20 protein-coding genes and 1 tRNA gene are annotated in these 25,368 nt (G+C 57.3%); 10 read left to right on the top strand and 11 right to left on the bottom strand.

Features of this window, described 5'->3' with window-relative positions; translation table 11 throughout:
• Nucleotides 1-401: 401 nt before the first annotated feature.
• The 3 genes from RISK_RS19045 to rho form a co-directional block, all read right to left on the bottom strand.
• Complete coding sequence (locus RISK_RS19045) at nt 402-1,820, bottom strand: L-serine ammonia-lyase (RefSeq protein ID WP_047815886.1); 1,419 nt, start codon at nt 1,818-1,820, stop codon at nt 402-404.
• 120 nt (nt 1,821-1,940) lie between these two features.
• Nucleotides 1,941-2,023, bottom strand: a tRNA-Ser gene (locus RISK_RS19040).
• A 52-nt stretch (nt 2,024-2,075) separates the two neighbouring features.
• Nucleotides 2,076-3,422 (bottom strand): transcription termination factor Rho, encoded by a 1,347-nt coding sequence (gene rho, locus RISK_RS19035; protein ID WP_047815885.1) that lies wholly within the window; start codon nt 3,420-3,422, stop codon nt 2,076-2,078.
• Nucleotides 3,423-4,284: 862 nt separating this feature from the next.
• Between rho and RISK_RS19030 the strand changes: the two genes are divergently transcribed.
• From RISK_RS19030 to RISK_RS18995, 9 genes are all read left to right on the top strand, one after another.
• On the top strand, nt 4,285-5,328 hold the full coding sequence (locus tag RISK_RS19030; RefSeq protein ID WP_047815884.1) for an AAA family ATPase: 1,044 nt from the start codon (nt 4,285-4,287) through the stop codon (nt 5,326-5,328).
• A 3-nt stretch (nt 5,329-5,331) separates the two neighbouring features.
• Nucleotides 5,332-6,207 (top strand): DUF58 domain-containing protein, encoded by an 876-nt coding sequence (locus RISK_RS19025; protein ID WP_047815883.1) that lies wholly within the window; start codon nt 5,332-5,334, stop codon nt 6,205-6,207.
• Nucleotides 6,208-6,209: 2 nt separating this feature from the next.
• A complete protein-coding gene (locus RISK_RS19020) occupies nt 6,210-7,214 on the top strand; it encodes a hypothetical protein (RefSeq protein WP_236696451.1) in 1,005 nt (334 codons plus the stop codon).
• The gene (locus tag RISK_RS19015) at nt 7,211-8,284 is read left to right on the top strand and encodes a vWA domain-containing protein (protein WP_047815881.1); all 1,074 of its coding nucleotides are present in this window, start codon (nt 7,211-7,213) and stop codon (nt 8,282-8,284) included. Before RISK_RS19020 ends, RISK_RS19015 begins: the two co-directional genes overlap by 4 nt.
• Nucleotides 8,281-10,350: a VWA domain-containing protein gene (locus tag RISK_RS19010; protein WP_236696450.1), complete on the top strand. Its 2,070-nt coding sequence runs from the start codon at nt 8,281-8,283 to the stop codon at nt 10,348-10,350. Before RISK_RS19015 ends, RISK_RS19010 begins: the two co-directional genes overlap by 4 nt.
• Before the next feature lie 8 nt (nt 10,351-10,358).
• On the top strand, nt 10,359-13,247 hold the full coding sequence (locus tag RISK_RS19005) for a BatD family protein (protein ID WP_047815880.1): 2,889 nt from the start codon (nt 10,359-10,361) through the stop codon (nt 13,245-13,247).
• Between the two features lie 374 nt (nt 13,248-13,621).
• Nucleotides 13,622-14,998, top strand: a complete 1,377-nt coding sequence (locus tag RISK_RS19000) for a hypothetical protein (RefSeq protein ID WP_236696449.1) — start codon at nt 13,622-13,624, stop codon at nt 14,996-14,998.
• Between the two features lie 61 nt (nt 14,999-15,059).
• Complete coding sequence (locus tag RISK_RS33135; RefSeq protein ID WP_236696448.1) at nt 15,060-15,239, top strand: hypothetical protein; 180 nt, start codon at nt 15,060-15,062, stop codon at nt 15,237-15,239.
• Nucleotides 15,240-15,371: 132 nt separating this feature from the next.
• Nucleotides 15,372-16,463: a DUF1349 domain-containing protein gene (locus RISK_RS18995; RefSeq protein ID WP_083435045.1), complete on the top strand. Its 1,092-nt coding sequence runs from the start codon at nt 15,372-15,374 to the stop codon at nt 16,461-16,463.
• Nucleotides 16,464-16,651: 188 nt separating this feature from the next.
• Here RISK_RS18995 and RISK_RS18990 read toward each other — a convergent pair whose 3' ends face one another.
• From RISK_RS18990 to aroH, 6 genes are read right to left on the bottom strand one after another with little or no spacing between them, the layout of a single operon-like run.
• Nucleotides 16,652-17,566 (bottom strand): dihydroorotate dehydrogenase, encoded by a 915-nt coding sequence (locus RISK_RS18990; protein WP_047815879.1) that lies wholly within the window; start codon nt 17,564-17,566, stop codon nt 16,652-16,654.
• 6 nt (nt 17,567-17,572) lie between these two features.
• Nucleotides 17,573-18,229: a phosphopantothenoylcysteine decarboxylase domain-containing protein gene (locus RISK_RS18985; RefSeq protein ID WP_047815878.1), complete on the bottom strand. Its 657-nt coding sequence runs from the start codon at nt 18,227-18,229 to the stop codon at nt 17,573-17,575.
• Nucleotides 18,226-18,666 carry a tellurite resistance TerB family protein gene (locus RISK_RS18980; RefSeq protein WP_047815877.1) on the bottom strand — a complete coding sequence of 147 codons (441 nt, stop codon included), beginning with the start codon at nt 18,664-18,666 and terminating at the stop codon, nt 18,226-18,228. Before RISK_RS18980 ends, RISK_RS18985 begins: the two co-directional genes overlap by 4 nt.
• Complete coding sequence (locus RISK_RS18975) at nt 18,663-20,468, bottom strand: sigma-54-dependent Fis family transcriptional regulator (RefSeq protein ID WP_047815876.1); 1,806 nt, start codon at nt 20,466-20,468, stop codon at nt 18,663-18,665. The genes RISK_RS18980 and RISK_RS18975 overlap by 4 nt, the downstream gene beginning before the upstream one ends.
• A gap of 4 nt (nt 20,469-20,472) precedes the next feature.
• A complete protein-coding gene (locus RISK_RS18970; protein ID WP_173442701.1) occupies nt 20,473-21,456 on the bottom strand; it encodes a hypothetical protein in 984 nt (327 codons plus the stop codon).
• Nucleotides 21,457-21,460: 4 nt separating this feature from the next.
• Nucleotides 21,461-21,886, bottom strand: coding sequence for a chorismate mutase (aroH, locus tag RISK_RS18965; protein ID WP_047815875.1), 426 nt, complete (start codon nt 21,884-21,886; stop codon nt 21,461-21,463).
• A 370-nt stretch (nt 21,887-22,256) separates the two neighbouring features.
• On the opposite strand from aroH, the gene RISK_RS33130 reads away from it, so the two are divergent.
• Nucleotides 22,257-22,595, top strand: a complete 339-nt coding sequence (locus tag RISK_RS33130; protein ID WP_236696446.1) for a DUF4430 domain-containing protein — start codon at nt 22,257-22,259, stop codon at nt 22,593-22,595.
• A gap of 625 nt (nt 22,596-23,220) precedes the next feature.
• On the opposite strand, the gene RISK_RS18955 is transcribed toward RISK_RS33130, so the two are convergent.
• Nucleotides 23,221-24,297 (bottom strand): sugar kinase, encoded by a 1,077-nt coding sequence (locus RISK_RS18955; RefSeq protein ID WP_047815873.1) that lies wholly within the window; start codon nt 24,295-24,297, stop codon nt 23,221-23,223.
• Nucleotides 24,298-24,494: 197 nt separating this feature from the next.
• A complete protein-coding gene (locus tag RISK_RS18950) occupies nt 24,495-25,304 on the bottom strand; it encodes a D-mannonate oxidoreductase (protein ID WP_047815872.1) in 810 nt (269 codons plus the stop codon).
• Nucleotides 25,305-25,368: the final 64 nt, after the last annotated feature.

The raw sequence follows: 25,368 nt of genomic DNA, 5'->3' as shown, positions 1-25,368 counted from the left end.
CCTTTGCCATCGAATTTATCAAGGGAGGTTGAATTCGACGCTCAGTATAAAGGGATGTCCCTGGGGGCAGATGTGAAATGGCGAAACGCAGTTGTGATATTTGACGTTTCAGGTCGGTTGGCGGGAATGATTGGGGAGGAGCATGGGAGGCCGTTTGAACGTTCAGCAGTGTGGCAGGAATGATCGGGCGAAATCATGTGAGCCGTTTGGGCGTTGGCCCCGGTTGTACGTGGGAGCAACGACGCTTACCGAAACAGTCCAAATGCCGAAAGGCTCCTGCCGACCTGCTTGACCTTGGTTGTGTGTGGGAGCCGTGGCGAACGCCAGGCGGCTCACCTGCCCGAAAGACTCCTGCGTGCCTGCTTGGAAAGCGCTTTTGGCTGGGGGAAGGGTGGGGGCGATTAGCATTCGCTGATGTTGACGGCCAAGCCCCCGCGGGAAGTTTCTTTGTAGCGAGCGGACATGTCCGCGCCGGTTCGCTTCATGACGCGGATCACACGATCCAGGGAAACGAAGTGTTTGCCGTCACCGCGAAGGGCGAGTCGGCTGGCGTTGATCGCCTTCACCGCTCCCATTGCGTTGCGTTCGATGCAGGGGACTTGGACGAGTCCTTTGATCGGATCGCAGGTCAGTCCAAGGTTGTGTTCCATGCCAATCTCGGCGGCTTCTTCGACTTGGTGTGGCGTCCCACCGAGTGCGTCGGTGAGGGCTCCCGCGGCCATCGAGCACGCCACGCCCACTTCGCCTTGGCAGCCAACCTCAGCTCCCGAGATCGAAGCGTTGCGTTTGTAAAGCGATCCAATCACGGCGGCGGTCAGCAGGAAGCGTTCGATGGTTTCGTCGGTGACATCCGGGCAGAAACGCTGGAGGTAATGCAGCACCGCGGGGATGATTCCCGCGGCCCCATTGGTCGGTGCGGTGACGACGCGTCCGCCCGCTGCGTTCTCTTCATTGACCGCCAATGCATACAGGTCGACCCAGTCCAGGACGCACAATGCATCTCGGTCCATTGGGGCGCTCCGCTGGGTCAGTGATTGGTAGAGAGCCGGGGCGCGTCGTTCCACCTCCAGGCCGCCGGGCAGGATGCCTTCGGTTTGGCAGCCTTTTTCGACGCACTCCTGCATCACGGTCCAGATCCGCTGAAGGCCAGTTCGAATTTCTTCTCGGGACCGGAACGTCAGTTCATTTCTCAGGGCGAGTTCGTTGATTGAAATTTGGTGCTGTTCGCAGAGTTGCAGCACTTCGTTTGCGGACGTGAAAGGGTAGGGCACTTTGGACGAGCACTTTTGGTGTGCGGTGCCAGTTTGTCCTTCGCGATGGATGAAGCCGCCGCCAATCGAGAGGAACGTGGCGTCGAGGGCTGGCGTGTTGGGATCGTCGTCCGTGAAGGCTGTGAAACGCATCGTGTTGGGATGCATGCCTTTGACCGCTCGTCGGTGCATGACCAGATCGGTGGCTTCGGAGAACGGAATGGGGTGGTCACCATTGAGTGCGAGTCGCTTGGATTCGCGAATGGAGGCGAGTTTCGATGCCACCGTGTTGGTATCGATCTGGTCAGGGGTTTCGCCTTGAAGTCCCATCAGCAAGGCGATGTCGGTTTGGTGTCCCAGTCCGGTCAGGGCCAGCGAGCCGTAGAGGTCGATTTGGACCCGCGAGACGCGTCGCAGCAGGCTGGTTTCTTGCAGTTCTTTCAGGAACGCTTCGGCGGCTCGCATCGGGCCCACCGAGTGAGAGCTGGACGGTCCAATCCCGATTTTGAAAAGATCGAAGACACCAAAGTACGGGGTCAAGGTTTCTTGGGGCTGGGTGCGGTGGCTCACGAGGCAGCGTTTCCTGTTCGAAGATTGCGGTCGGATCGCACGAATGCAGGGAAATCAGGCGAAGCGGGCATGAAAAAAGCCCCGTCAGAACCAGGTTCTGACGGGGCCATTTCGGTGTAGCGGAGGACACGGGATTCGAACCCGCAGCCCCTTACGGGGTACCTCAGTTCCAGTGAGGCCGCTCGCCAATTCGCTTATCCTCCGTAGCGGTTCAATAGTTTGGTTGATCCGCTTGTTTTTGGCAACCGTGCCTGATCAGGCGAGTTTCGCACCTGAAATCAGTTTGAGGAAGCCTTCGTTGTCGTCGAACCGGCCCAATTGCTTGGTCAGTTGTTCCATCGCATCGACCGGGTGCATTTCGCTGAGCGTTCGTCGCAGCATGGAAACCGTTTCGTAGGTTTCTTCGTCCAGCAGCAATTCTTCGCGGCGGGTGCCGGACTGTGAAATGTCAATCGCCGGATAGACGCGGCGGTCGGCCAAGCGTCGATCCAGGATGACTTCCATGTTCCCGGTTCCTTTGAACTCCTGGAAGATCGCGTCATCCATTCGAGAGTTCGTGTCGACCAGGCAGGTGCCCACGATGGTGAGGGACCCACCTTCTTGGAACGCACGTGCGGTTGCGAACAGTTTTTTCGGGATGTCCATGGCTCGGATGTCCAGGCCGCCCGTGCCGGTGGCGCCGCCGCGACCGGACTTGCCAACCCATTTGTTGAAAGCGCGGGCCAAGCGGGTGATCGAGTCGAGCATCAAGAAGACGTCTTGTCCCATTTCGGCCAAGCGTTTCGCACGATCGATGACCAATTGGCTGAGTCGAACGTGGCTTTCAATGTCCATGTCCAAGCTGCTGGCGATGACTTCACCGCCTCGGATGCTCCGACGCATGTCGGTGACTTCCTCAGGGCGTTCGTCGATCAACAGCACCATCATCGTCAATTCGGGGTGGTTGGTCGAAATGCCTTCGGCGATGTGTTGCAGCATGATCGTTTTCCCGCTGCGTGGCGGTGCGACGATCAAGGCACGTTGGCCTTTGCCCAGGGGTGCCAACAAGTCGATGACTCGGTTGGTCAGGGGCATTTTGCCGTGTTCGAGCTTGAGAGGCTGCTCGGGGTTGATTGCCGTCAGGTCGTCGAATTTGGCGACATCGAGGTAGGCCTCCGGCGACATGCCATCGACATCCAGGATTTCCCGAACGCGGGGGCCTTGTTGTCGCTTGGCTTGCTGAACCATGGTTTTGAGCATCAGGCCTTGCCGGAGCCCAAATTTTTCGATCATTGTGCCGGGCACAAATGGATCGGTGCGTTCCCGCGAATAATTGTTCTTGGGGCTGCGAAGAAAGCCGTAGCCATTGGGGTGCAACTCCAGGATGCCATCCCATTCTTCGAGCGGTGCGTCGCTTACGAAATCGGCTGGTTCGCCATTGTTGCCACCACCACCGTTTCCGCCTCCACCGCCGCCACTACCGCGGCGTCGACGTCGCGAACGTGATTTTCCACCACCGCCAGCATTGGCGCCCCCGCCCTGGCCGCCTTGGCCTTGGCCCTGACCGCCATTTTGGGAACCAAAACCACCTCGACCACGCGGGGCACGTTTTTTCTTCGCCATCTGTTATTCCTGTTGCCATTCACCAGAATCCCGGAGGATCAACTTGGTTTGTCACGCTTGGAAAGATCGAAATCGATCGAGACCATGAGACGGAAGTCCATGGTGGCATCCAAGCACCAACTCGCTTTGGCAACCAATCAAGAGTAACCGCGTTTGAAATACGAGGTCTGATGCGTCGAAGGTTGCGGTAACACCAACAACGCGACCGTTGGACATTGCTTGTGAGTCAAACTGCTTGAAGATCAAACTGCGTTTGAGCCAAACTCATCGCGACAGGCAATTCCTTGCCGTGGGGAGATTCCCGTTGGACGAGTCCATGACCCGCCGTGAAACAATACCGACCAAGGCGATTCAAAATGAACCTAACACGCAGTTAAGTCCACTTCATGCCCGTCTGCGGATGGCGACCCAATGGTCGAAACTCAGTTGCACGAGGGGTTACCTGAACCACAGTGAAAACACCACAGCACGGGAAAAACCGGCCTCGCACCACATCAAGTCATTGGGGGGCCTGAGGAAAGGGGAACATTGGCGACATCAGCGTTTCGATGCCTGTTCCACCCATCTTTCGAACGAACTATAGGCTGAACTGAGCCCGTGTCAAGTGAGTTTCACCTCGCGACCACGATCTGGGGGCAAGAACCGCTGGTTTGGGGAGGAAATCGGACATTCGGTGAGCCGACTCGAATTTCTTCCGTTCCCACTTTTCGCCGCCTCCTCCGCACTCTCCAACGCCTGGCAGCGTAGTGCTGTGGACTGACCGAGGCAGATGGGTATCTTCGACTGCATCGGATGCCAAGGTTGGTTGCTTGGCGTTGCTGCTCGAACCCTTTCTTCCAGTCGTCCTATCACGTTAGTTTCGATGATCGAACCGAATGCACCCACTGAAATTCCGTCTGATCTGATGCAATCAGAATCGGCGAAACAACAACAGCAACTGACCGAACGGATCGCTCACGCCAGCAGCCCGTTCCGGGAGATTGTGTTGCAGATCAATCATGTGTTGGTGGGGCAGAGTCATCTTGTCGATCGGATGCTGATCGGTTTGCTCACCGGTGGTCACTTGTTGATCGAGGGGGTTCCCGGGCTGGCGAAAACCACCGCGGTGGCCAGTTTGGCGAAAGCGATCAACACCGGGTTCCAGCGTTTGCAGTTCACACCGGACCTGTTGCCCGCTGACTTGATCGGGACCCAGGTGTACCGCCCTCAAGATCAAACGTTTGTGGTTCAGAAAGGGCCAATCTTTTCGAACCTGGTTCTCGCCGATGAGATCAACCGGGCGCCTGCGAAGGTGCAGAGTGCGTTGTTGGAGGCGATGCAAGAACACCAGGTCACGATTGGCAGCGAAACCTTTCCGCTGCCTGAACCGTTCTTGGTGATGGCGACGCAGAACCCGGTGGAGCAAGAGGGCACGTACGCGTTGCCAGAAGCTCAGACGGACCGTTTCATGTTGAAGGTTATCGTCGATTACCCCAATCGCGAGGAAGAGCTGCAGATTCTTCGGCGGATGGGCAAAACGGGAACGAAGCTGGAGGTCTCAGCGGTCGCTTCGCCGGAGGACATCTTGGCGGCGCGTGAGCTGATCGATGAAATTCACTTGGACGAAAAGGTGGAGGGATACATCGTTGATCTGGTGATGGCGACCCGCCGCCCCGAAGCCTACGGGCTGCAGATGGATGGGCTGATTCAGTTTGGCGGTTCGCCTCGCGCCACCATCAATTTGACGCTCGCGGCCAGAGCGGCGGCGTTCTTGGCCGGCCGCGCCTATGTGCTTCCGGCCGATGTGCGTTCGATCGCGTTGGATGTCCTGCGGCATCGTGTGATGATCACCTACGAAGCCGAAGCGGAAGACCTGACCAGTGAATCCATTGTGCAGCAAATCCTCGACCACATTCCGGCTCCGTAAACGATGACTCCCAGCGAGATCCTTCGCAAGATTCGTCGAATTCAAATTCGAACCAGCCACCGTGTCGACGAGATGTTGGCGGGGACCTGGCATTCGGCCTTCAAAGGACGAGGCATCGAATTTGAAGAGGTTCGTCCCTACCAAGTCGGCGACGATGTTCGCACGATCGATTGGAATGTGACGGCACGGCAAGACGCTCCCTTCGTCAAACTGTTCCGTGAGGAACGTGAATTGGCAGTGATGCTGATCGTGGATTGTTCGGCGTCCTTGGATTTCGGAACGCAGGCCCAAACCAAACGCGAATTGGTGACGGAATTGGGGGCGACGCTGGCGATGTCAGCGATCAAAAACAACGACCGGGTTGGTTTGACACTGTTCAGCGATCAGGTGGAGATGAGCTTGCCGCCTCGTCAGGGATCGCGTCATGTGTTGCGATTGATTCGCGAATTGTTGACTCATCCATCCAGCGGAACCGGGACCGATGTTGGTGCGGCGCTGGAACACCTGCAACGGACGGCAAAGCGACGAACCGTGGTGTTTCTGATCAGTGATTTTCAATCCCAAGACTATACGAAGTCCCTCCGGGTGGCGGCTCGCAAGCATGACATCATTCCAGTGGTCGTCACCGATGAGCGTGAAATGAAATTGCCCGCCGTTGGATTGGTTCCTTTGCGTGACAATGAAACCGGAAGCGTTCGTTGGGTCGACACGTCCAGTCGCACGCACCGGCAACGCTACGAACAGATGGTTCAGTTGCAAGCCGAACGACGCGATGCTCTGTTCCGGCGTTACCGGATGGAACCTCTGCATTTGCGAACGGGAGAAGACCTCGGTGAACCCCTGCGTCGTTACTTCCACGGACGGGAGAATCGACGATGAACGTGAAACGAACTTTCGGAGCCTGGGCCGCCATTCTGTTCAGCGTTGTCATTGCGTCGTCTGGGAAGGCGGATGCGATCGTTCAGCGTCAATCGGATGGCCCGATTGAAATCCGTTTTCGCGTCTCCGACTCAGAAACGTTGGTCGCGGAACCGTTGGAAGTGGAATTGGAAGTCGTCGTGCCAGGCGATTTGCAAGTCGTGCTGCCTGAGTTCAATGAAACACTGGGCGACTGGGAGATCATTGCCAAAGAGATCCGAGAGGATTTGCCCCACGCGAGTGCAGCGGGCAGCGATTCACGTCGATGGTGGGTGCGGTTGACGCTGGAAAGTCTGCAAGCAGGTGAGGTCGAAATCCCCAGCGTCGAGGTTCAAACCCTGCCGCGACAATCCGAAAATCAATCGGAGCAAATCGGCATCGACTGGGAGCAGGCTGGCTCGCTCGCAACGCAGCCCATTGTGATCGACGTGCGAAGCGTGCTCACCGAATCCGCGGACCCAATGAAACCGGAACCGATCGCCGAAGCCATCTCGTTGCCGGCCGAGACGACTCCTTCGGGTTCGTGGGTGCCCACCGCGGTGGTTGGGTTGGTCGGGCTGTTGATCGCGGGAGCAGTTGTGCTGCTTCGAATGCGAACTCGCCGGGGGATCTCGGACGCGGTTTGGGCTCGGCGACGCTTGACGGACCTGCGGACGCAGTGGCAAAAACAAAAGCTCTCCGCGGACGATTGCAGCCGTCAGCTGTCAAGCATTTTTCGCGACTGGATTGGTTCGATGATGGGACGCGAATCGGCGGTCACATCAGAAGACGCCTTGGGGTGGTTGCAGGAAACAGAACCAGCGATCTCAGAGAACTTGCAGGCGATGCTCACCCGAGCAGACGAAGTTGCTTTCGCCGGGATCTCAACGAACTCCGCGGAAGTGGAGGCTTGGTTGGATCGGGCGAATGACTGGATGGACCAGTTGGAAACGTTGCAAGCCCGATTCTCTCAGGAGGCGAATGCATGAACTTTGCATGGCCTCATGCATTTTGGTTGCTGGCGTTGCTTCCGCTGATGGCGTGGTGGATGTGGCGTCGTCGAGGTGTTGCCGCTGTCCCGTTCAGTTCGCTTGCCGCGGTGGATGAGCTTCCGCCAAGTTTGCGCCAGCGTTGGATGTGGTTGCCCAAGGCGCTCACGTTGATTGCTTCTGCGTTGCTGGTCGTTGCTGTGGCACGCCCTCGTGAGGGCCGTGAGCAAACGGTTTCGGAAACCGAAGGGATCGCGATCGAAATGGTGATCGACCGCAGTGGCAGCATGCAAGCGATGGACTTTGAGATCGACGGTGAGCCCGTGGATCGTTTGACCGCGGTGAAGAACGTGGCTAGCAAGTTTATCACCGGTGGCGAGGACCTCGAGGGTCGCTTCAGTGACTTGGTTGGCCTGATCACGTTCGCGGCTTATGCCGACGCGGAGACACCGCCGACGCTGGATCATTCGTTCGTCGTGTCACGGCTGAACCAAACTCAAATCGTCAATCGCAGAGACGAGGACGGGACCGCAATCGGGGATGCGATTGCCCTGTCCGTTGAAAAGTTGAATGCGTTGGACGCCCGTCAAAAACGCAAGGTGAAGAGCAAGATCTTGATCTTGTTGACCGATGGCGAGAACACGGCGGGGCAACTCGATCCGGTCCAAGCCGCGGAGCTTGCCGAGACGATGGGCATCAAGATCTACGCGATTGGTGTGGGGACGAAGGGCAAGGCCCCGGTGCCCGTTCGCGATCCGTTCACCGGTCGCCAGAGGCTGCATTACATGGAAGTGAATATCGATGAGGAGACGTTGCGAAAGGTGGCAGAACTCACCGAGGGCAAGTACTTTCGAGCCACCGACACGGACTCGCTCGATGCGATTTATCGTGAGATTGATCAGTTGGAAAAGACTGAGGTTGAAACACATCAGTACGTTAGCTATCGGGAACTGGCGGTTCAATCTTGGCATTGGGGAACGGTCACGATTCCACCGGTGATCGCGATGGCGTTGGTGGTCTTGATCGTTCGGTCATTGCTGGAACACCTGTGGCTCAAGGAGTTGGTGTGAACACGTCGGAAATTCAATGGGGCAACCCAGAGGCACTTGCGTGGTTGATGGTCGTTCTCGGCGTCGCGTTGGTGATGGTCTACGCCGGCGTCATGCGGCGGATCGCTTGGCGACGGTTCCTGGGGACGAGTCTGGTGAACTCGTCGGTCAATCCATCGAGGTGGAACCGGCCATTGCGCGCGGTCTGCGTGTTCGGTTCGTTGGCGATGCTTGTCGTCGCGATGTCCGATTTGCGATGGGGCAAGGCTTGGGAAGAAATCCCCCAACGCGGCATCGAAGCGGTGTTCGTGCTGGATGTCTCTCGCAGCATGTTGGCGGAAGATGTTTCACCGAATCGGTTGGAAAGAGCGAAGCAGCAGATCAAAGACATGGTCGATGAGATGCCCGGCGACCGAGTGGGGTTGGTCGTGTTTGCTGGCGAGACTCGGCAGACCTTGCCGTTGACTCGTCATGTGGAGGATTTCAAGCAGACGTTGGAATCCGTTGGCATGCACTCCGTGCGTCGTGGCGGTTCGCGTTTGGGTGACGCCATTCGAGTCGCTTCGGACGCGTTCTTGGATAAAACCACCGACCACAAAGCGATGGTGATTTTGACAGATGGCGAGGATCAGGAAAGCGATCCAGTGGCGGAAGCGAAACGGGCCTACGAAGAGCAGGGCATTCGCATTTTCACGATCGGCTTGGGCGACATGACCGAAGGCTCGCGGATTCCTGACGTGGACCCTGAGTTGCCGAACCGGCAGAGCGGTCGCTATGTGAAGCACAAAGGGCAAACGGTGATTTCGAAAATGAACGGAGCCATTTTGAAGGAGGTCGCCACGCAATCCGATGGGGCTTACATCCCCGCGGGAACCAAGCGTGTGGATATGTCCGACGTCGTGCATGGGTACATCGAGAACGTGGATGAAACGGATTTGCAAACGGCGAAGATCAACACTTACATCCCTCGTTTTCAGTGGTTCTTGATTCCTGCCATGGTGTTGTTTGGATTGGATGTGTTGCTTCGCGGGTGGCCTTCCACGCGGTCGGTGCCCGTGTCGCGTCACGCTTCGAATGCGGTCTTGGTTTTTTTGCTTTGGACGCTGAGCGGCGTGGGTTCGGTTCATGCTCAGGATGGCCTGGGTTCATCCGCTGAATGGACATCGGTCGTCGATCGAGCTGGCCGTGAACAATTCAACGCAGGTGTGTCGCTGTACGAAACGGGCGAACTTGAGGCCGCGGAGGAGCACTTTGTTGAAACGGCGACTTCGCCGGACACATCACTGGCGCTGCGGGCACGGTACAACCTCGGCAATTGTCAGTACGCACGTGCCATCGCGGGAATGCAAACGGAACCGGCCGGTGCGAAAGAGTCACTGCTCGTAGCGATTGAGAGCTTTCGATCGGCGATCCAGGTGGCGCGGTCGGATGCGGATGGCAATGCGTCAAGCAATGAATCAACCCGTGACGTGGTCCGGCGGGCTCGTACCAATCTGGAGTTGGCACTTCGGCTGAAGCAGGAAATGGAACAGCAGCAGGAAGATCAGTCCGCGCAGTCCGAAGACCAGTCTTCGGAGGATGAATCCAAGCCTTCGGAAGGTGATTCCTCCGAAGAACAGCAGGATCAAAACGGAGAAGACCAATCGGCCTCGGGGGACCAGAACGAAAGTGAATCCGAGAACGACGGTGGCGAATCGCAGGGAGATGATTCGCAGTCTTCTTCTGACGGCGAACAGCAGGATGGCGAACAACAGGGCGGCGAGGACGCAAAGGAAGGATCGGAAGAGGGGACACAGCAAAACGGTTCGGATCCATCAGACGGTTCGGACGAGGGGGAACAGCCTGCGGATGAGTCCAGCGGGGAGGCTCCGGAGGGCCAGTTGCAATCTCAGTCACAGGACTCGGGCGAGACCGAGGGCCAAGACGGGCAGGCGGGGGCAATGGCTCAGCAGGCCATGCCGCAATCGATGACGCGTGAGGAGGCATTGAAAATGCTGCAAGCCGTTCGTGACCGTGACATGTTGCGGCGATTCGGAAAAGAACAGCGAGAACGATCGCGTCAGATTCCAGTGGAAAGAGATTGGTGAGGTCGATCATGCCATCCAAAACAACGGCGAACTTGAAGGGGCGTTTGGTGAATCTGAAATGCCAACTGCTGGTCGCATTGGTTTTCTGCGGGGTGTTCGTCTGTGTCGGCGAAACCCAGGCGGCCAATGTTTCTGCAAAGCTGTCGTCCAAGGAGGCTTATGTTGGGGCCGCGTTGACGTTGCAGGTTCGGATTGAAAATGCGGAGAAGTATGAACTTCCGGAACTGCCGCAGATCGATGGCGTGGAGATCGTTCGCGAGGGTGTGCCTCAACAAAGTCGGCAGGTCACCGTCATCAATGGACAGATGATTCAAAAGCAGAGCGTGACGTTTCTGTACCGGGTGACGCCGAAGGTAGCGGGATCGTTCGAGATCCCATCCTTGGGTATTCGAGCGGACGGGGAGGTGTTTCAAACGGAACCCATGACGTTCGTGGCGACGGTGAGCGATACCGGTGACCTGTTGTTCGTTGAAGTCGAGGGTGACAAGTCACACGTGTATGTCGGCGAACCGATTCCGTTGACGTTGAAAATTTGGCTGCGCCCTTACCGCCTCGTCGAGCAAGAGGCGACGCTCTCCGAAGGTGACATGTGGTCGATGATTTCTTCCCAAACGGAATGGGGGGAATTCACCAAAGCGATGGAGGAAATGGCAGCGAGAAATCAACGCCCCGGTGGCCGATCGGTTTTGCGAGAGGATGAAAGTGGTGAGTCACGGGAGTACTACTTGTATGAGATCGACGCGGAGATCTATCCCAAGAAACCAGGGGAAGTGGACGCTGGCGGCGTCGAAGTTGTCGTCAACTATCCCACTGAAATCGGGCCGGTGGCCCGGCGAGATCCGTTTGGCATGGGATCTCGTTTCTCGCAAATGTTTGATGATGATTTTTTTCGCTCTACGGTGGGACGAGAGCGACTGGCGGTTCGGAAGTCGCGTCCGATTCGAGCCGAGGCGGAGATTGATTCGATCGAAGTTCGCCCCATCCCGAGCGAAGGGCGGCCCGTTGGGTACAACGGCGCGGTCGGCAAGTACACGATTGTCACTCAGGCCACACCGCAGTTGGTCGAAGCCGGCGACCCCGTCAAACTCAAGATTGGCATCACCGGCGATGGCCCCATGGATTTGGTGCGATGTCCCAAGTTGTCGACGCTGCCAGAGTTGACGGCTGATTTCAAAGTCTCCGACCAACCGTTGCCTGGATTTGTTCAAGACAACATGAAGGTGTTTGCTCCGACGATTCGTCCCAAGCACGAAGGTGTGACTGAGATTCCGCCGATCGAGTTTCATTTCTTCAACCCGGAAACGGAATCGTTCGAAGTTGTCCGAAGCAATCCGATTCCGCTGAGAGTGCGAGCTTCGGAAACGCTCCAGTTGAATTCCATCGTTTCCAATGGTGATCGTTCGGATGATCAAGACTCCTCGAACGGGGCAGGGCAGGGCGGTCAGGACGCGAAGGATTCCTGGGCGGATTCGCTCTGGGAAATTCACACGTCCTCGGATGCTCTTGAGAATGTTCCGGTCCGGAAAGCACTTTCGACTTGGTGGTTGCTGACCGTGTGGCCGGGTTTGGTTTGGCTTGGTTTGGTTGTTTGGCAGAGTTGCGGCCGCTGGATGACTTGGTTGCCTGAGTGGAAGTCACCCGCCCAAAAAGCTGTGCTCGCAATGGAACAAGCGGATGACGAATTCGCGATTGGGCAGGCCATGGCGATGTATTTGCACCGACAGTTTGGAAGCGATGACGAATCCTCGAGTTGGTTGTCTGGGGTCGGTGGAGTGCGAGCAGCGGGTGAGTATGGATTGGCCGCGGAAGTGGAATCCTTCTTGGATCGTTGCCAGCGGGAAGAGACCGCCATCCCTTCGGAGTTGACAACCACGATCGGGGAAGTGCGTTCGCGTGGTGTGGCATTGATCGAGCAGTTGGAAAGCTTTCGGCAGCAACAGCGTCCGTCGCGACAGTTCCAGGCGAAAACAATTTCCGCTTTGCAGTCGCAAAGTGTTGCAAGGATTTTGGCGTGGGTGCTGGCGGGATGGTCTTTCGCGTTGGCGGGCAGCGCCTTGGCAAGCGAATCGGTGGAAGGCATGACACTGGATCAGGCATCCATGTCGGTGCTGTTCCAAGAGGCCAACCAGGCTTACGAACGCGGGATGCAGAGGCTCGAACAGTCTGAATCCGATGCCGCACCCAAGAAGGACTCGGCCAGCAAGGGTGATTCGGGGCAGGCGGCTGCCAAGGAGGAATTTTCACTGGCGGCCACTCGCTATCAAACGCTGGTTGATGCCGGAGTTGAGAACCCGCAGTTGTATGCGAACTTGGGCAACGCTTGTCTGCAGTCCGGCCAAATTGGAAGAGCGATTGTGGCCTACGAACGAGCGCTGAAGTGGGATCCGGAAAACGATTCGATTCGCACCCGTTTGTGGTTGGCTCGAGGTCAGGTCAACGAGTCAAGCGATCTCGATGAGTCATGGAAGCAGGAAGCACAGCGAGCGATTGCACCGTTGCTGTTCCGCCATTGGGGGTCGAGTCATCTGCGGTGGAGCGTTGTCGGTTTCGCGTTGGTCTTCTGGGCCATTTTGATCTTGCTTCGGCTCCGAATATTGGCACCCGAAACACGTCGTGTGGCACGTTCGGCTGCGTCCTTTTTCGCAGTGATGGCTGTGTTCGGCGGCGTCATGTGGTGGCTGGCAATCACCGGGGTTTCGAAAGAATCCACTGGTTACATAGTCGTCGATCAGGTCACCGTTCGGACTGGTGATGCGGAGTCTTTCCCAGCTCTCGTGGAGTGGAGCGAGGCGGATGGTCGGGCCGTCGAGATCGCTCAATCACGAGGCGATTGGGTCCTCGTTCGCACCCCGTCCGCGACAGGCTGGGTTCCTGCGGACACCGTTGAGAGCACGTGAGAGGGTTGTGGTTCGGGGACGGTCAAAGAGGCCGGCCTCTTTCGATGAACTTGCATCGTTGCGCTTTCACAAAGAGTCATCAATGGCTTGTCCGATTTGATTTGAGAAAAGTGCCGTTTCCCTATCGCGAGCCCATGAATTGAGCTGGACACTTGGGCTGTTCAAGCGATCGCAAGCCACGCCCCCAAGCTCTTCGTTAATGTTCCACCTTTTAAAGGGGGGGGGATGCCGCAAGAGAATGGTTGCAGGTGCATTGGATGACATTGACTGCATTTTGATGCGATCGGATTTTGCTGAACCTTGTATGAGTTGTGTGTACCGCTAGTTTTGAATGGAAGGAAAATCACCCAGCGACTTTTGCCAGCAGAGTACAGATGCTTCCCGCTATCCAATTGGTCGTTCCACGAACGACAAAAGCCAAGTCTATGCCGTTGCAACATGCCGGCCTTTTGATTTTTGCTGCATTGAGCATCTTCATGATCGCCGACACGAATGCGGCTGAGGACCCGGTTCAAGTGCGCGGCGATATGTTCGAGGTGCAAGAGGACAATGTTCGAGCGATGGTGCATTTCGGCAAGCTGAAAGTCGGGGAAAAGCGAACCTTCAACATCAAGATCCCGAATACTCTCGGGTACCAATTGCGTCTCGGTGAAGCAGAGTCTTCTTCCGGTCGCCTTAAGGTTGTTGCAACCGACTCAACGGTAGAGATGGGGGCGGATATGGAAATGGAGGTAACCTTTGAGACACCGTCCTCTCCGAAGTCAACGTCGTACTCTCAATTCATACGGTTTGGAGACCGTTCCAACGGTAAGCAGTTGTTGCAGATCACGCTGAGTTGCGAACTGACCGGCGTATTGGCTCTTCCGCAATCAAGGCACTTCGTGTCGCTGCGAGAAGCGGGGGAAGAGGAAGGAACGTTTTCGATGCCGTTGGTGATCAGTGATCCGGTCCGCCCGGAGAATCTGACGGTTTCCATGAGTGAATCCATGTCAGGCGTTCTGGCAACGATCAAGCCGGTGGAAGACAAGGGGATCGAACTTGAGTTTGCGATTCCACCTGGAAACGTTCCAGATGAAGGAATTGGCGGTGCCGTCTTCGTCACGGACGCTGTTACAAAACAGAAGGTAAATGCCTACATCAATATCGTGAAGGATGCGGCAGTGAAGGTTGTGCCGCATGCGATTCAGTTTGTTCCCGACGGAGAAGGGTTCGCAAGAGCGAGTGCGATGATCCTTTTCTCAGATCGCTCGGACGAGAGTGACAATCTAGCAATCGTTGATGCCGCAATTGGCGATTGGCCAGTTGAGTTATCAATGAAATCAATTGGGAAACATGCGGCGAGGATTTCGCTCAAGTTTCCTGAAGAGAAACTGGAAGACATCGCTGAAGCGGAACGGGAAATCAATTGGGTGATCCGTTCGGATCGTGGGGTTGATTATTTCGCTTCGCTTCTTGCCGAAGATCGAGTTGAACAGCCCGAGAGTTCTTCGATGCAGGGAGCTAGCTTTTTGGAAGCACTCATCGTCAATAACGAAGCGATCCAAGAGTTCGATGTTGGCATCTACATGAAGCAGTCAAACGAATTGGCTGGCGGTGCGATTTCAAGTTTGACTCGCAGGACTCGGTTGCAGCGAAGTTCACGAAATGCCGTCAAGCCGCTCCGCAATCCTTCACATGCAAAATGGGGAGGACTTGAGAAAAGTGGCGTCGAATTTTCGATGGATCGAAAAGGAGGGCATTTGGCTACCTAGCTATGTAAGTCGTGCCCAAGTGACTTCGACGATCTCTGATCATGGGACTCCGGTCCACCTCATGGAATACACCGATTGCTGGATCACGTGGTTTGCGGTGGAGACCGAGAAGCCGCTTTCTGAGACGCCATTTTTCGATCCGGAAAAGTTGTCGACGATGGATCAATTGAAGGAGTTCCTCGATCCAGTGAAGTCGATGGCGGACTCGGAGGAGCCTGGGCTGCAAAACACATCGAACTGATGCTCGCCCGCCCGGTGAGTTGCCCCGGTCGTTGCCGTGATCGCATCGTGATTTCACTCGGCGAACAACGCCAGGGTGGGTTCGGTACACTGAAGGAAATGATTTTGTTTCCTTGTAGGCGGGGTGGTCCGAATGTCGTCCGAGCGTTTTCGTTTTGGTGTCGCTGTTGTTGTCGCTCTGGCTTTGAATTTGGGGGCCGCGAGTACTCGCTTGTTCGCTGAAGAGCCCAAGGCGTTGTTCATCGATGAATTCGATGGCAAAGCGAGACCCGAGTGGAATCCGGTTCGGCCTGATCCGGATCTTGTGTCGTTCTCCAGCCATCCAGGCAAGCTCACGTTGACCACTCAGCTTGGTGCGATCGGTGGCGATGTTCGGAGACGTCGCACTCCGCTGACGAAGAACCTTTTCTTGATTGCTAATCCGACTCAAGGTGACGGCGATTTTGTCGTCACGACTTGCGTGGAATCATTTCATCCGACGATGAGGTACCAGCAAGCAGGATTGTTGATCTACGACGATGACGACAACTATCTCAAGTTCGATTTGGAATCGAATGGCAGCGAGCCCGGATTCAAACACATGCGAGAGAAGGACACTTTTCGCTTGGTCGACACGGATCCGAAGATCAAACGCGAGGATCGCATTTGGTTCCGTTTGATCAAACGCGGGAATGTCTACGAGCGAGCCTACAGCACAGACGGCAAAGAGTTTGAGGTCTTGGGCGAAGCGGTGTGGGGCGACGGCAGCCCGCAGCAGGTGGGACTCGTTGCGTGCAACGGTCCCATGGAAGCCGGTGAAATCGAGGCTCAGTTCGACTTCTTTCAAATTCGTGAATTGACACCTGACGAACGACAGGACCCCGTCTATCTGCAACGCCTGGAGCTTGCCGGTGCATGGGATGTGGTGTCAACAAAAGTGAATGGCGAAGATTTGGCCGAAGGTCCGATCACGGAGTTCAACTTTGATGGCGGCAACGTCTCGTTTGTGATCCAGAGTGAACTCACCGAAGTCGACTATTCGTTGAACGTCGATTCCGAACCGAAAGGTTTCACGATGTCGTCTCTGACCGTGGGGGCCAAAGAACCGGTCAACGGCAACTATTCGATTGACGATGACCAACTGATCCTGTGCCTGTCACTGCCACCGGGCACCCCCGCACCGGAGAAGTTGGAAACGCTCGAGAACGACGGGCACATTTTGCTCACCCTTCAACGTGCCGATTAAAAAGGTGTCAGGTACCTTTTTGGAAGAATGGGTAGTTTGGCCGGGGGCGGTTTCGTCTCAATCGAGTCCAGCCAGATCGATTTGTCCCGTTGTTTCCTTCGCCCTGATCGAATGAAAGTCGGTTTTTAGCCTGGTTCTTGCGGTGGCAAGTGTTTTACCTACTTTGCCAAAAAGGTACCTGACACCTTTTAGAGAGTGCCGATGACTTCGGCGAGGGTGGTGGCGTTGAGTTCGGTGAGGGCGGCGGGGAGTTGGTCGATCAGCCGCATGGAGACCGTGGGGTCGTAGTAGTTGGCGGTGCCGATTTGCACGGCGGAGGCGCCCGTGACAAGGAACTGCATCACGTCGTCGATGTTGGCGACGCCACCGATTCCGATGATCGGAATGTCGACGGCTTGGCGGACTTGATGCACGCACCGCAACGCGATGGGTTTGATGGCGGGACCGCTGAGCCCGCCCATGCCGTTGCCAAGGATGGGGCGACGTTTTTTCCAGTCGACGACCATGCCGAGGACGGTGTTGATCAAGCAAACGGCATCGGCGCCTCCATCGGCTGCGCCTTGAGCGATGTCGGCGATGCGAGTCACATTGGGTGTGAGCTTGGCCAGGATCGGAACGTCGCAGGCATTGCGGGCAGAGGCGACGACTTCGCGGCAAGAATCGGCATTGGTGCCGAAGTCGATCCCGCCGCTGACGTTGGGGCAGGACAAATTCAGTTCAATCGCCGACACGCCATTGCACTGGCTGACACGGCGAGCGAGTTCGGTGAAGTCCTCGACCGTTCGCCCGGCAACGCTGACGATGATAGGCGTTCCGAGGCCAGCCAAGTACGGAAGATGGTGTTCGAGGAAGGCGTCCACACCGTCGTTGTCGAGCCCGATCGCGTTGAGCAAACCGGCCGACGTTTCCACGGTCCGCCACGGTGCGTTTCCGACGCGTGGTTCAGCGGTGATGGTTTTGGGCAGGATCCCACCGAGACGAGTCAGGTCAACGATGCCTTCCATTTCTCGCGCGTAGCCAAACGTTCCGGAGGCCACCAAGATTGGATTGGGAAGCGTCAGGCGACCGAGGGTGGTTTGCAGGTCAGTTTGCGTGGTGGTCATGAGGGATCAGGAAGAAAGCAGACGGTGATGAATTTGGTGAAGGAGTCGCTCGGCGACGTGTTCTTTGGTGCCGCGAATGTGTTCGATCACGACGCCGGACGGATCCAGCAGTTCGACTTGATTTTCGCTGGAGTTGATCGCTTCCGGTCCATTGCTGACCATCAGATCGCAAAGTTTGCGTTCCAGTTTGACGGTGGCACGAAAGCGGCGGTCATCGGTTTCCAACGCGAAACCGACCACCCATTGGTCCGCGCGTTTGCTTTGGCCGAGGGTGGCGATCACGTCGGGGGTTTCGATCAATTCCAACTGCAGGGGCTCTCCCGTTTTGGAGAGCTTTTGCGTCGAGACGTGGCGGGGCATGTAGTCACAGGGGGCGGCCGCACCGATGGCACCGTCGCAGTTTTGGAAGGCTTCGCCGGCGGCTTGAAGCATTTCTTGTGTGGTCAGCACGTTGATCAGTTCGACACCCTCGGGATAGTTGACCAACACCGGTCCCGAGACCATGACCACTTCGTGCCCGAGGGCCAGCGCGGCACCAGCGAGCGCCGCACCCATGCGTCCGCTCGACGCGTTGGTGAGATAGCGAACCGGATCGAGGTACTGCCGAGTCGGTCCAGATGTGATCAAGATGCGACGACGGGGGGAGGTGAAAGCGTCTGTCACGTAGGGCGGCCCAATTCGAGCTGAACGGATTGAATCAAGGTTTGCAGTCGTTGCCCGGTCAGCCCCATCTTGGCGGCTGCCAAGGCGAACAATCTCTTTTCGGCTTCGACAAATTGGCCATCGGCGGCCATCATGCGGATCAAGTCTTTCAACGTGGATTCACACACCTCGGGCTCGGTGGGCAGTTGCAGTTTGGCGCTGTCGCTGATGCCAAACGCCAAAGCGGCTTCGAGCTCGGATTCATGCAAGCCAAGTTCTTCGCAACGCGTGGCAACCAAGTGAACTTCGCGGTGGCTGAGCGATCCGTCGGCAAACGCCATCACCACCAGGTTGTGCAGGTGTTGTTTGCGTTGAGCAGAAATCCGCTCGTGGTCGGAGACCACCTCCTCCGCGGATTTCGATTTCATGGGGTCCTGGGAAGGCGATGGTTCGCTCATCGTTCGATCTCGTATTCCGTGATCTTGCGGTAAGCGGTTGCGCGGCTGATGCCGAGCAATTTGGCCGCTTCGGGGACACTGCCATCGCAACGATTGAGTGCTTTTTCGATCAAGCGTTTTTCCCAGACATCGATTCGCAGGGTATCGATCTGCGTCAGGCCTGCGTCCCGAAGGCCGAGATCGTCTTCTTGGATCATGGGTTCGTCGGCCATCACCACCGCACTGTCGATCACATTGCGGAGTTGGCGAACGTTGCCCGGCCAGGCGTAGCTTCGCATGCGTTGGCGAGCGGCATCGCCGAGCGACAACTTGGGCCGTCCATGTTGACGAAGGAAATGATCCAGGAAGTGATCGATCAGAATGTCGATGTCTTCGCCTCGTTCTCGAAGCGGTGGCACCGCCAATTCGAACACGCTGAGACGATAGTAAAGGTCTTCGCGAAAACGGCCGTCGCGAACGAACTCGGTGAGGTCTCGGTTGGTGGCGGCGATCACGCGAACATCGACGCTGACTTGCTTGGTGGCTCCGACGGGAAGGAACGGGTGACCTTCCAAGATCCGCAGCAGTTTGGCTTGTCCTTCCAAACTCAATTCGCCAATTTCGTCCAGGAACAGCGTGCCCTCGTTGGCTTGTTGAAACAGACCGTCGTGATCGTTGTCGGCGCCTGTGAACGATCCCTTTTTATGACCGAACAGTTGGCTCTCCAGTAGGTCGCGCGGAATCGCGGCGCAGTTGACGGTCAGCATGGGACGATCGGTTCGCGTCGAAGATCGATGAACGGCGCGAGCGACCAGTTCTTTGCCCGAGCCACTTTCACCTCGGATCAACACGGAACCGTTGGCGGCACCGACCCGTGAGATTCTTTCTTTGAGTCGCAACATGGATTTGCTGCTGCCGATCAGTTCGCCTTGGTCGGCGTTGCGATCGGCGATGCGTTGGTTTTCCAGACGCAGGTTTTCCGTCAGCGTTGACTGGGCGATTCCTTTGGTCAGCAGGCTGCCGGCGCCCACGGTCAGATCGAACAAGCGTTCGTCGTAAACCGCGCCGCTGCGATGCAGGACCAGCACACCGAGTGCGGTTTCGCCATCCAGAATGGGGACCATCATGCAAGCGTCTTGGCCCGATTTCCCGTTGTCCTTGGGATGGTCGCTGACGTAGGGTTTTTGCTCCTTGCTGACATGACGCAGGCGACCGCGGTCCAGTTTGATCGGTTGCGAATCTTTAGGGAATTGCCGGCGGATCTTCCAGCGTCCATCGCCCTGGTCGGCGACGAACGTCACCGTTTCGGACGCGGTGCGATCGAGTAACAATTCAAGCGTCGTGTTGATGACTTCGTCGGCGCGTTTGCCACCCAGCAACGAAAGGCTGAGCTGATACAGGTCCAGCAGGTCGTCCGGATGATCGACCAGTTGCCCTGGTTCTCGAACGCGATCGGGTTGCCGGGTTCGGTAGGACTCGAGTTCTTCGTAAACGGTTTGCGACAGTGCATCTTCGTTGAGCGAGTCTTCGTCCAGATTGATCATTTGCATGACCGTTTTTCCGATGACGACTTGCGTGTCATTGTTCAGTCGAGCGGTGCTGACTTTTTTTCCGTTGACGAGTGTTCCGTTGCGGCTCTCGGTGTCCCGAAGTTGCCAGTTGTGATCTTCGAAATAGATGACTGCGTGAAAGCGACTGCTGTTGGGATCGGTCAACATGATTTCGCAACCCGCAGCACGGCCGATGTGCATGGGGCGTTCCGGATCCAAAGGGAATTGGGTTCCCTTTTCGTTGCCGCCTTGGATGGCGAGGTAAGCGACCATCAATTCAAGCCGTATGAAAGTTGGTGGATGGATCGGAAGAGTCGTGTGCGGACAATGCGGCCGCAAGTTGTTTCAAGGCAATGGGCGTCGGTTGATTGGTCAGCCCCACCTCGTTCCACCATCGCTCGACCACAGGGGCCTTGGACGAGGGAAGGTCGGGATGCCACATCGACAACGCTTTGGTCAGTGCAAAGCCATTGCTTGGAATCATTCCCGCATCGGCGGCCTTGGATAAAATCAACGGCGTGATGGCGGTCGTCCATGGCAATTCCGATGATCCGCTGGTGTCGCCGGTGGCGGTGTCACTGCTGGATCGTGTGCCGCTGCTGCTGTTGTGTGTTCGTGTGTGCGAGCTGATCGCCATGCAACTGAGCTGGTAAACCAATCGCAGCCACTCGGGGACATCCGGATCCATGTCGGTCAGAACGGCTTCGATCCACACACTGGCTTGTTGAGTGCTGGCGCCCGCGGCACCGTTGGCGATCGGTTGCACAGCATGAACGCTGACCCGAGAAGGCCACCAATCGGTTGGAGGGTTGCCGTTCCAAATGGCTTTGCCGACCGAGCGAATCAATCCGGGGCCGTAGGATTCGTAGGCCTGTTTGAGGGGAGCGTAGCGAAGGCGCAGTTGATCCGCCAAGCGAGGTGAACGTGTCGTGATGGCTCGCCGGCATGTTTCCAGGCTACGGTGGATCGCGATCGCCGTTTGGTCGGATTGCAGGTCGGAGTGCCCGCCGCGAATCAGTGCGATCTCGCACAGAGCGGGCGACAGATCCACATCGCTGTCCTGGGCGATGACTTCATCGATCAGGTATTCCCAGATCACCGCAGGGTCGATTGATGCGTTGATCAACCGAGTCGAGACGGACTGGACCGCGGGCTGGATCGCTTTCTGTAGCGATGCATCTTTCAGTTCGCGTTGTCGACTGACCCACTGGACCATTCGCAAGAGGCTGAGGGTGGTGGACGGGATCCACTGCAATTTCACGGGGTCAGTCCTCTTTGAGGTGTTCCGCGATCCATCGCTCCAATTCCTCGACGTCGACTGCAGGAACCTTCGACAGGTCCGGCCGCAGCTTCACCGCGTCACGAATGTAGACGTGCTGGATCTCGGACTGGGACTTGGTCGTGTTCCAATGGAGCAGAACGCGAATGCAACGTGGCAGAGAGCCTTCCACGGAGACTTCGTACCCGCACAGCAACGGAACTTCGAGCCACCCGAGTTGGCGAGCCGCGAGAGCAGGGAATTCGCTGTGCAAATCCTTGGTGACCGTGAACGTCGCGCTGGCCAAGTCGGTGGAATCAATCTCATTGCGGCGAATCATGAGCGCCAGCAACTGAGTCGTTGCTTTGAGAATCTCTTTGCGGTCATCCTGCTCGACGGTGGTGGCCCCGCGAACTCCCCGGCACATGGTCATTTCGTTGCAAATCCTGTTTTGAGACGAGCCTCTTTGTTCCGCTTACCATAGTCGCAATCTCAATTTGCGACTACTGGGGTTGAGTTCATCAAACCGCGAGAATCCCGTGAAACGCCACCCAGTTTGGCTCACTGAAGGCGTGTTTTCACGGTAAGTTGTGAAAAACCATTTCGCGAGGTTCGCTCGCCACCACGTTTCACAGGCAAACATCGTGTTTTCAAAACCGGCACGGAAGTCTCTCAACGCACCAGGACACTTGTTTGCGACCCCAAGTCGCAGGCGTTTCGGTTCGCTGTTCGGCGTTCTCTGGGGGGCCGTTTTGTTGAGCGTCGCTGGGTGCGGCGGCTCGACCGCCACGGTCGAGCCCCCCGTGATCGAAGATTACGCTCCGACGGGAGAGGTCACGTTCGACTTTGTGATCGACGATGAAACGACCAAGTCTTACGTCGTGGACAACGTCGCGGCAGGATCGACCTTGGAGACTCTGATGCGCAATCTGAGTTCTCCCAAGATGGAAATCGGTGGCGAAGGCACGACCGCCTTCGTCAACTCCATCGAAGGAATCGCCACCAACGCAACGCGGGGATGGACCTACACCGTTGACGGTGAGTTCGCGACGAAGGGGATCGGCACGATGGAACTGAATCCGCCGACCAAGATCGTGTGGAAGTACACGACCTTCGAAGAGGCGACTGCCGAGAAAGAGTGACCAGCGTTTGAAAGGCTGTCTGTTGAGCCCCATCACCCGAATGTGGCTGAACGCTTCGTTGGGCCCGTCCGTCCAGCTTCCAGGTGTTGATCCGGCAAGGACTCACCAGGTCACTTCACTTCCCGCCGCATCATCGACGACGGCCCCTGCCGGGGCGGCATCCTGATCTTCATCCTCGTTCTCGGGGCTTCCACCCCGAGCTAACAATGCCGGCCCCTGCCGGGGCGAGTTACGCGACTGGATTCGATGCTGGACCCTCTCCTCGCTTCGCTCGACCCTCCCGGAGGTCGTGCAGTTTTCTGGTGCTGCATTTTGGCGGGTTTTCACGCGGCGCACCTCTCCCGAGACGAAGTTTGGGGAGTGGTCGAGCGACGCCGTTCAGGCGTACGCGAGGGTGAGGGCCGAGCATGGGAAGTGGCTCGGAATGCCCTCCCCCGGAAATCTCGCTGAACGCTCGCTTTCCGACCCCTCCCGCTGCGCGGGCGGGGTTCTCAAGGCGTTCCTGGCACAGCACTTCAAAACTGCACGACCTCTGCAACGGGCGGGGGTCTTAAGGCATTGCAAGCACTGCACTTCAAAACTGCACAACCTCTGAGGAAGAGGTTGTCGATGCACCCTGCGACGATCAGCGTTGGACGCGGGCGTTGCCCTTCCAGATGCTCCAGACTTGGTCTTCGTCGGCAGGTTGGCCGTAGTCGGTGTAGAGCGTTGCGGTCAAAGCACCGGTGGCCCAGCCGAACTGCGAGCTCTTCTCGGCGTCCCAGCCTTGGAGCACGCCGTAGAGCAGGCCGCCGACGAATCCGTCGCCGCCGCCGATGCGATCGATCACGCCGATTTCGCGAGGCTCGATGACAGCGAACTCGGTGCCGTGTGAAACGATCGCGCCCCAGTGATGCAGGTTGGCGCTCTCGACTTCACGCAGCGTGGTTGCGAACAGCGTTGTGTCGGCGTATTCCTTTTTGACGCGATTGATCATTTCTTTGAAGCCATCGATCTTCGCGGTGATGTCACTGCCGCCGGCTTCAGGGCCTTCGACACCCAAGCAAAGTTGGAAGTCTTCTTCGTTGCCGATCAGGATGTCGGACAGGCTGGCGATCTCTTTGAACTGAGCCGCCAGTTTTTCTTCGCGACCTTTCCAGAACGAAGCACGGTGGTTCAGGTCGAATGAAATTCGCGAGCCATGTTTCTTGGCCGCACGAGCGATCTCCAGGCAGAATTCGCTGGTCTCTTCCGAGAGTGCAGCGATCAAGCCGGACAGGTGAACGATCTTGGCGCCTTCAGTTCCGAAGATGCGATCGAGGTCGAAGTCTTTGACGTTCAGTTGTCGGCCAACTTCACCGGCACGGTCGTTTTGCACGCGAGGTCCACGCGAACCCCAGCCGCTGTCGGCCATGTTGATTTGGTGACGCACGCCCCAAGGGTTGTCTTGAACGAATTCAGGACCTTCGTAGTCCATGTGACGGCCGGCCAAGTCATCTTTGATGAACCGGGCGACGGGGCTGTCTTTGACAAACGCGGTCAAGACTTTGACGGGCAATCCCAGGAACGAAGAGATGCTGCCGACGTTGGATTCAGCGCTGGTGGCCTGCATCTTGAACGTGTCGCTGCAGTGGAACGGTTGGTGGTCCACTGGCGTGAGGCGAATTCCCATGCTGGTGGGGATGACCATGGCGTATTTGGCGTCGCTACGTAGTTCAATCATGGGACAGTGCGGATGTGGAAGGGGGAATCGGGAATGGGCTTGAACCACTGGTTCTCAGGCTCTGGCCTGGGAATGCACTGCACCGCAGGCTGGGCCTGCCGGGATCGGAACAGGAGGCGGAGCCTCCAGAGCAGCGTGTTCCCAGGCAGGAGCCTGGGAACAAGTCTTGGTTCACATGTTTACTTCTGCATGGGTGTTTAGATCGTGACGGATGCGAATCCGCCGTCGATGGCAATGTTCTGACCGGTGACAAACGAGGACGCTTTTCGCGAAGCCAGCCAGATGGCAGCGCCGGCGAGTTCGTCCGGTTTTCCAAAGCGAGCCATCGGGGTGTGGCCGATGATTTGGCCACCACGTTCGGTGTAAGAGCCGTCGTCGTTGTAGAGCAGTTTGCGGTTTTGTTCGGCGGGGAAGAAACCGGGGCTGATCGCGTTGACTCGAACGCCGGTGGTTGCCCATTCGCGAGCCAGCCACAAGGTCAGGTTGATCACCGCGGCTTTGGCGGCCGAGTAAGCCACGACGCGAGACAGTGGGATGATGCCCGACATCGACGCGATGTTGATGATGCTGCCGACGCCGGCTTCGATCATCGCGGGCGCGAACACTTGGCTCGGCAACAAAGCTCCGCCGACCAGGTTCAGGTCGAACACGTGTTGCCACGCTTCGCGAGGCAAGCCGCAGACATCGCCGCCGGGTGGAATCGTCGCGTCGGGATGGTTCCCGCCCGCGGCGTTGACCAGGATCGTGGGCGTTCCGGCCCAAGCCGTGATCGCATCGCGAGCTTCGGCCAAGGAGTCCGCTTGCATCCCGTCAACGGCGAAGAATTTGGCTTCGCCACCGCCCGCGGTGATCGCTTTGACTTTCGCTTCGCCGCGTTCCGCGTTGCGTCCCAAGACGGCGGTGCGAGCCCCGGCCGATCCGAGTGCCTGGGCCATGTGGCCGCCGAGCTCGCCTGTGCCGCCGATCACGACCGCGACATCATCGTTCAATTCAAAAAGAGTATTCATAGTGGCGGTACTTTACTCGCAACGCGACGCAGAGAACAGCACGCGAAACAGGGAAGTTTTGCCC

It is taken from the genome of Rhodopirellula islandica (assembly GCF_001027925.1).
Taxonomy (GTDB): domain Bacteria; phylum Planctomycetota; class Planctomycetia; order Pirellulales; family Pirellulaceae; genus Rhodopirellula; species Rhodopirellula islandica.
This window is presented reverse-complemented; position numbering and strand designations above follow the sequence as displayed.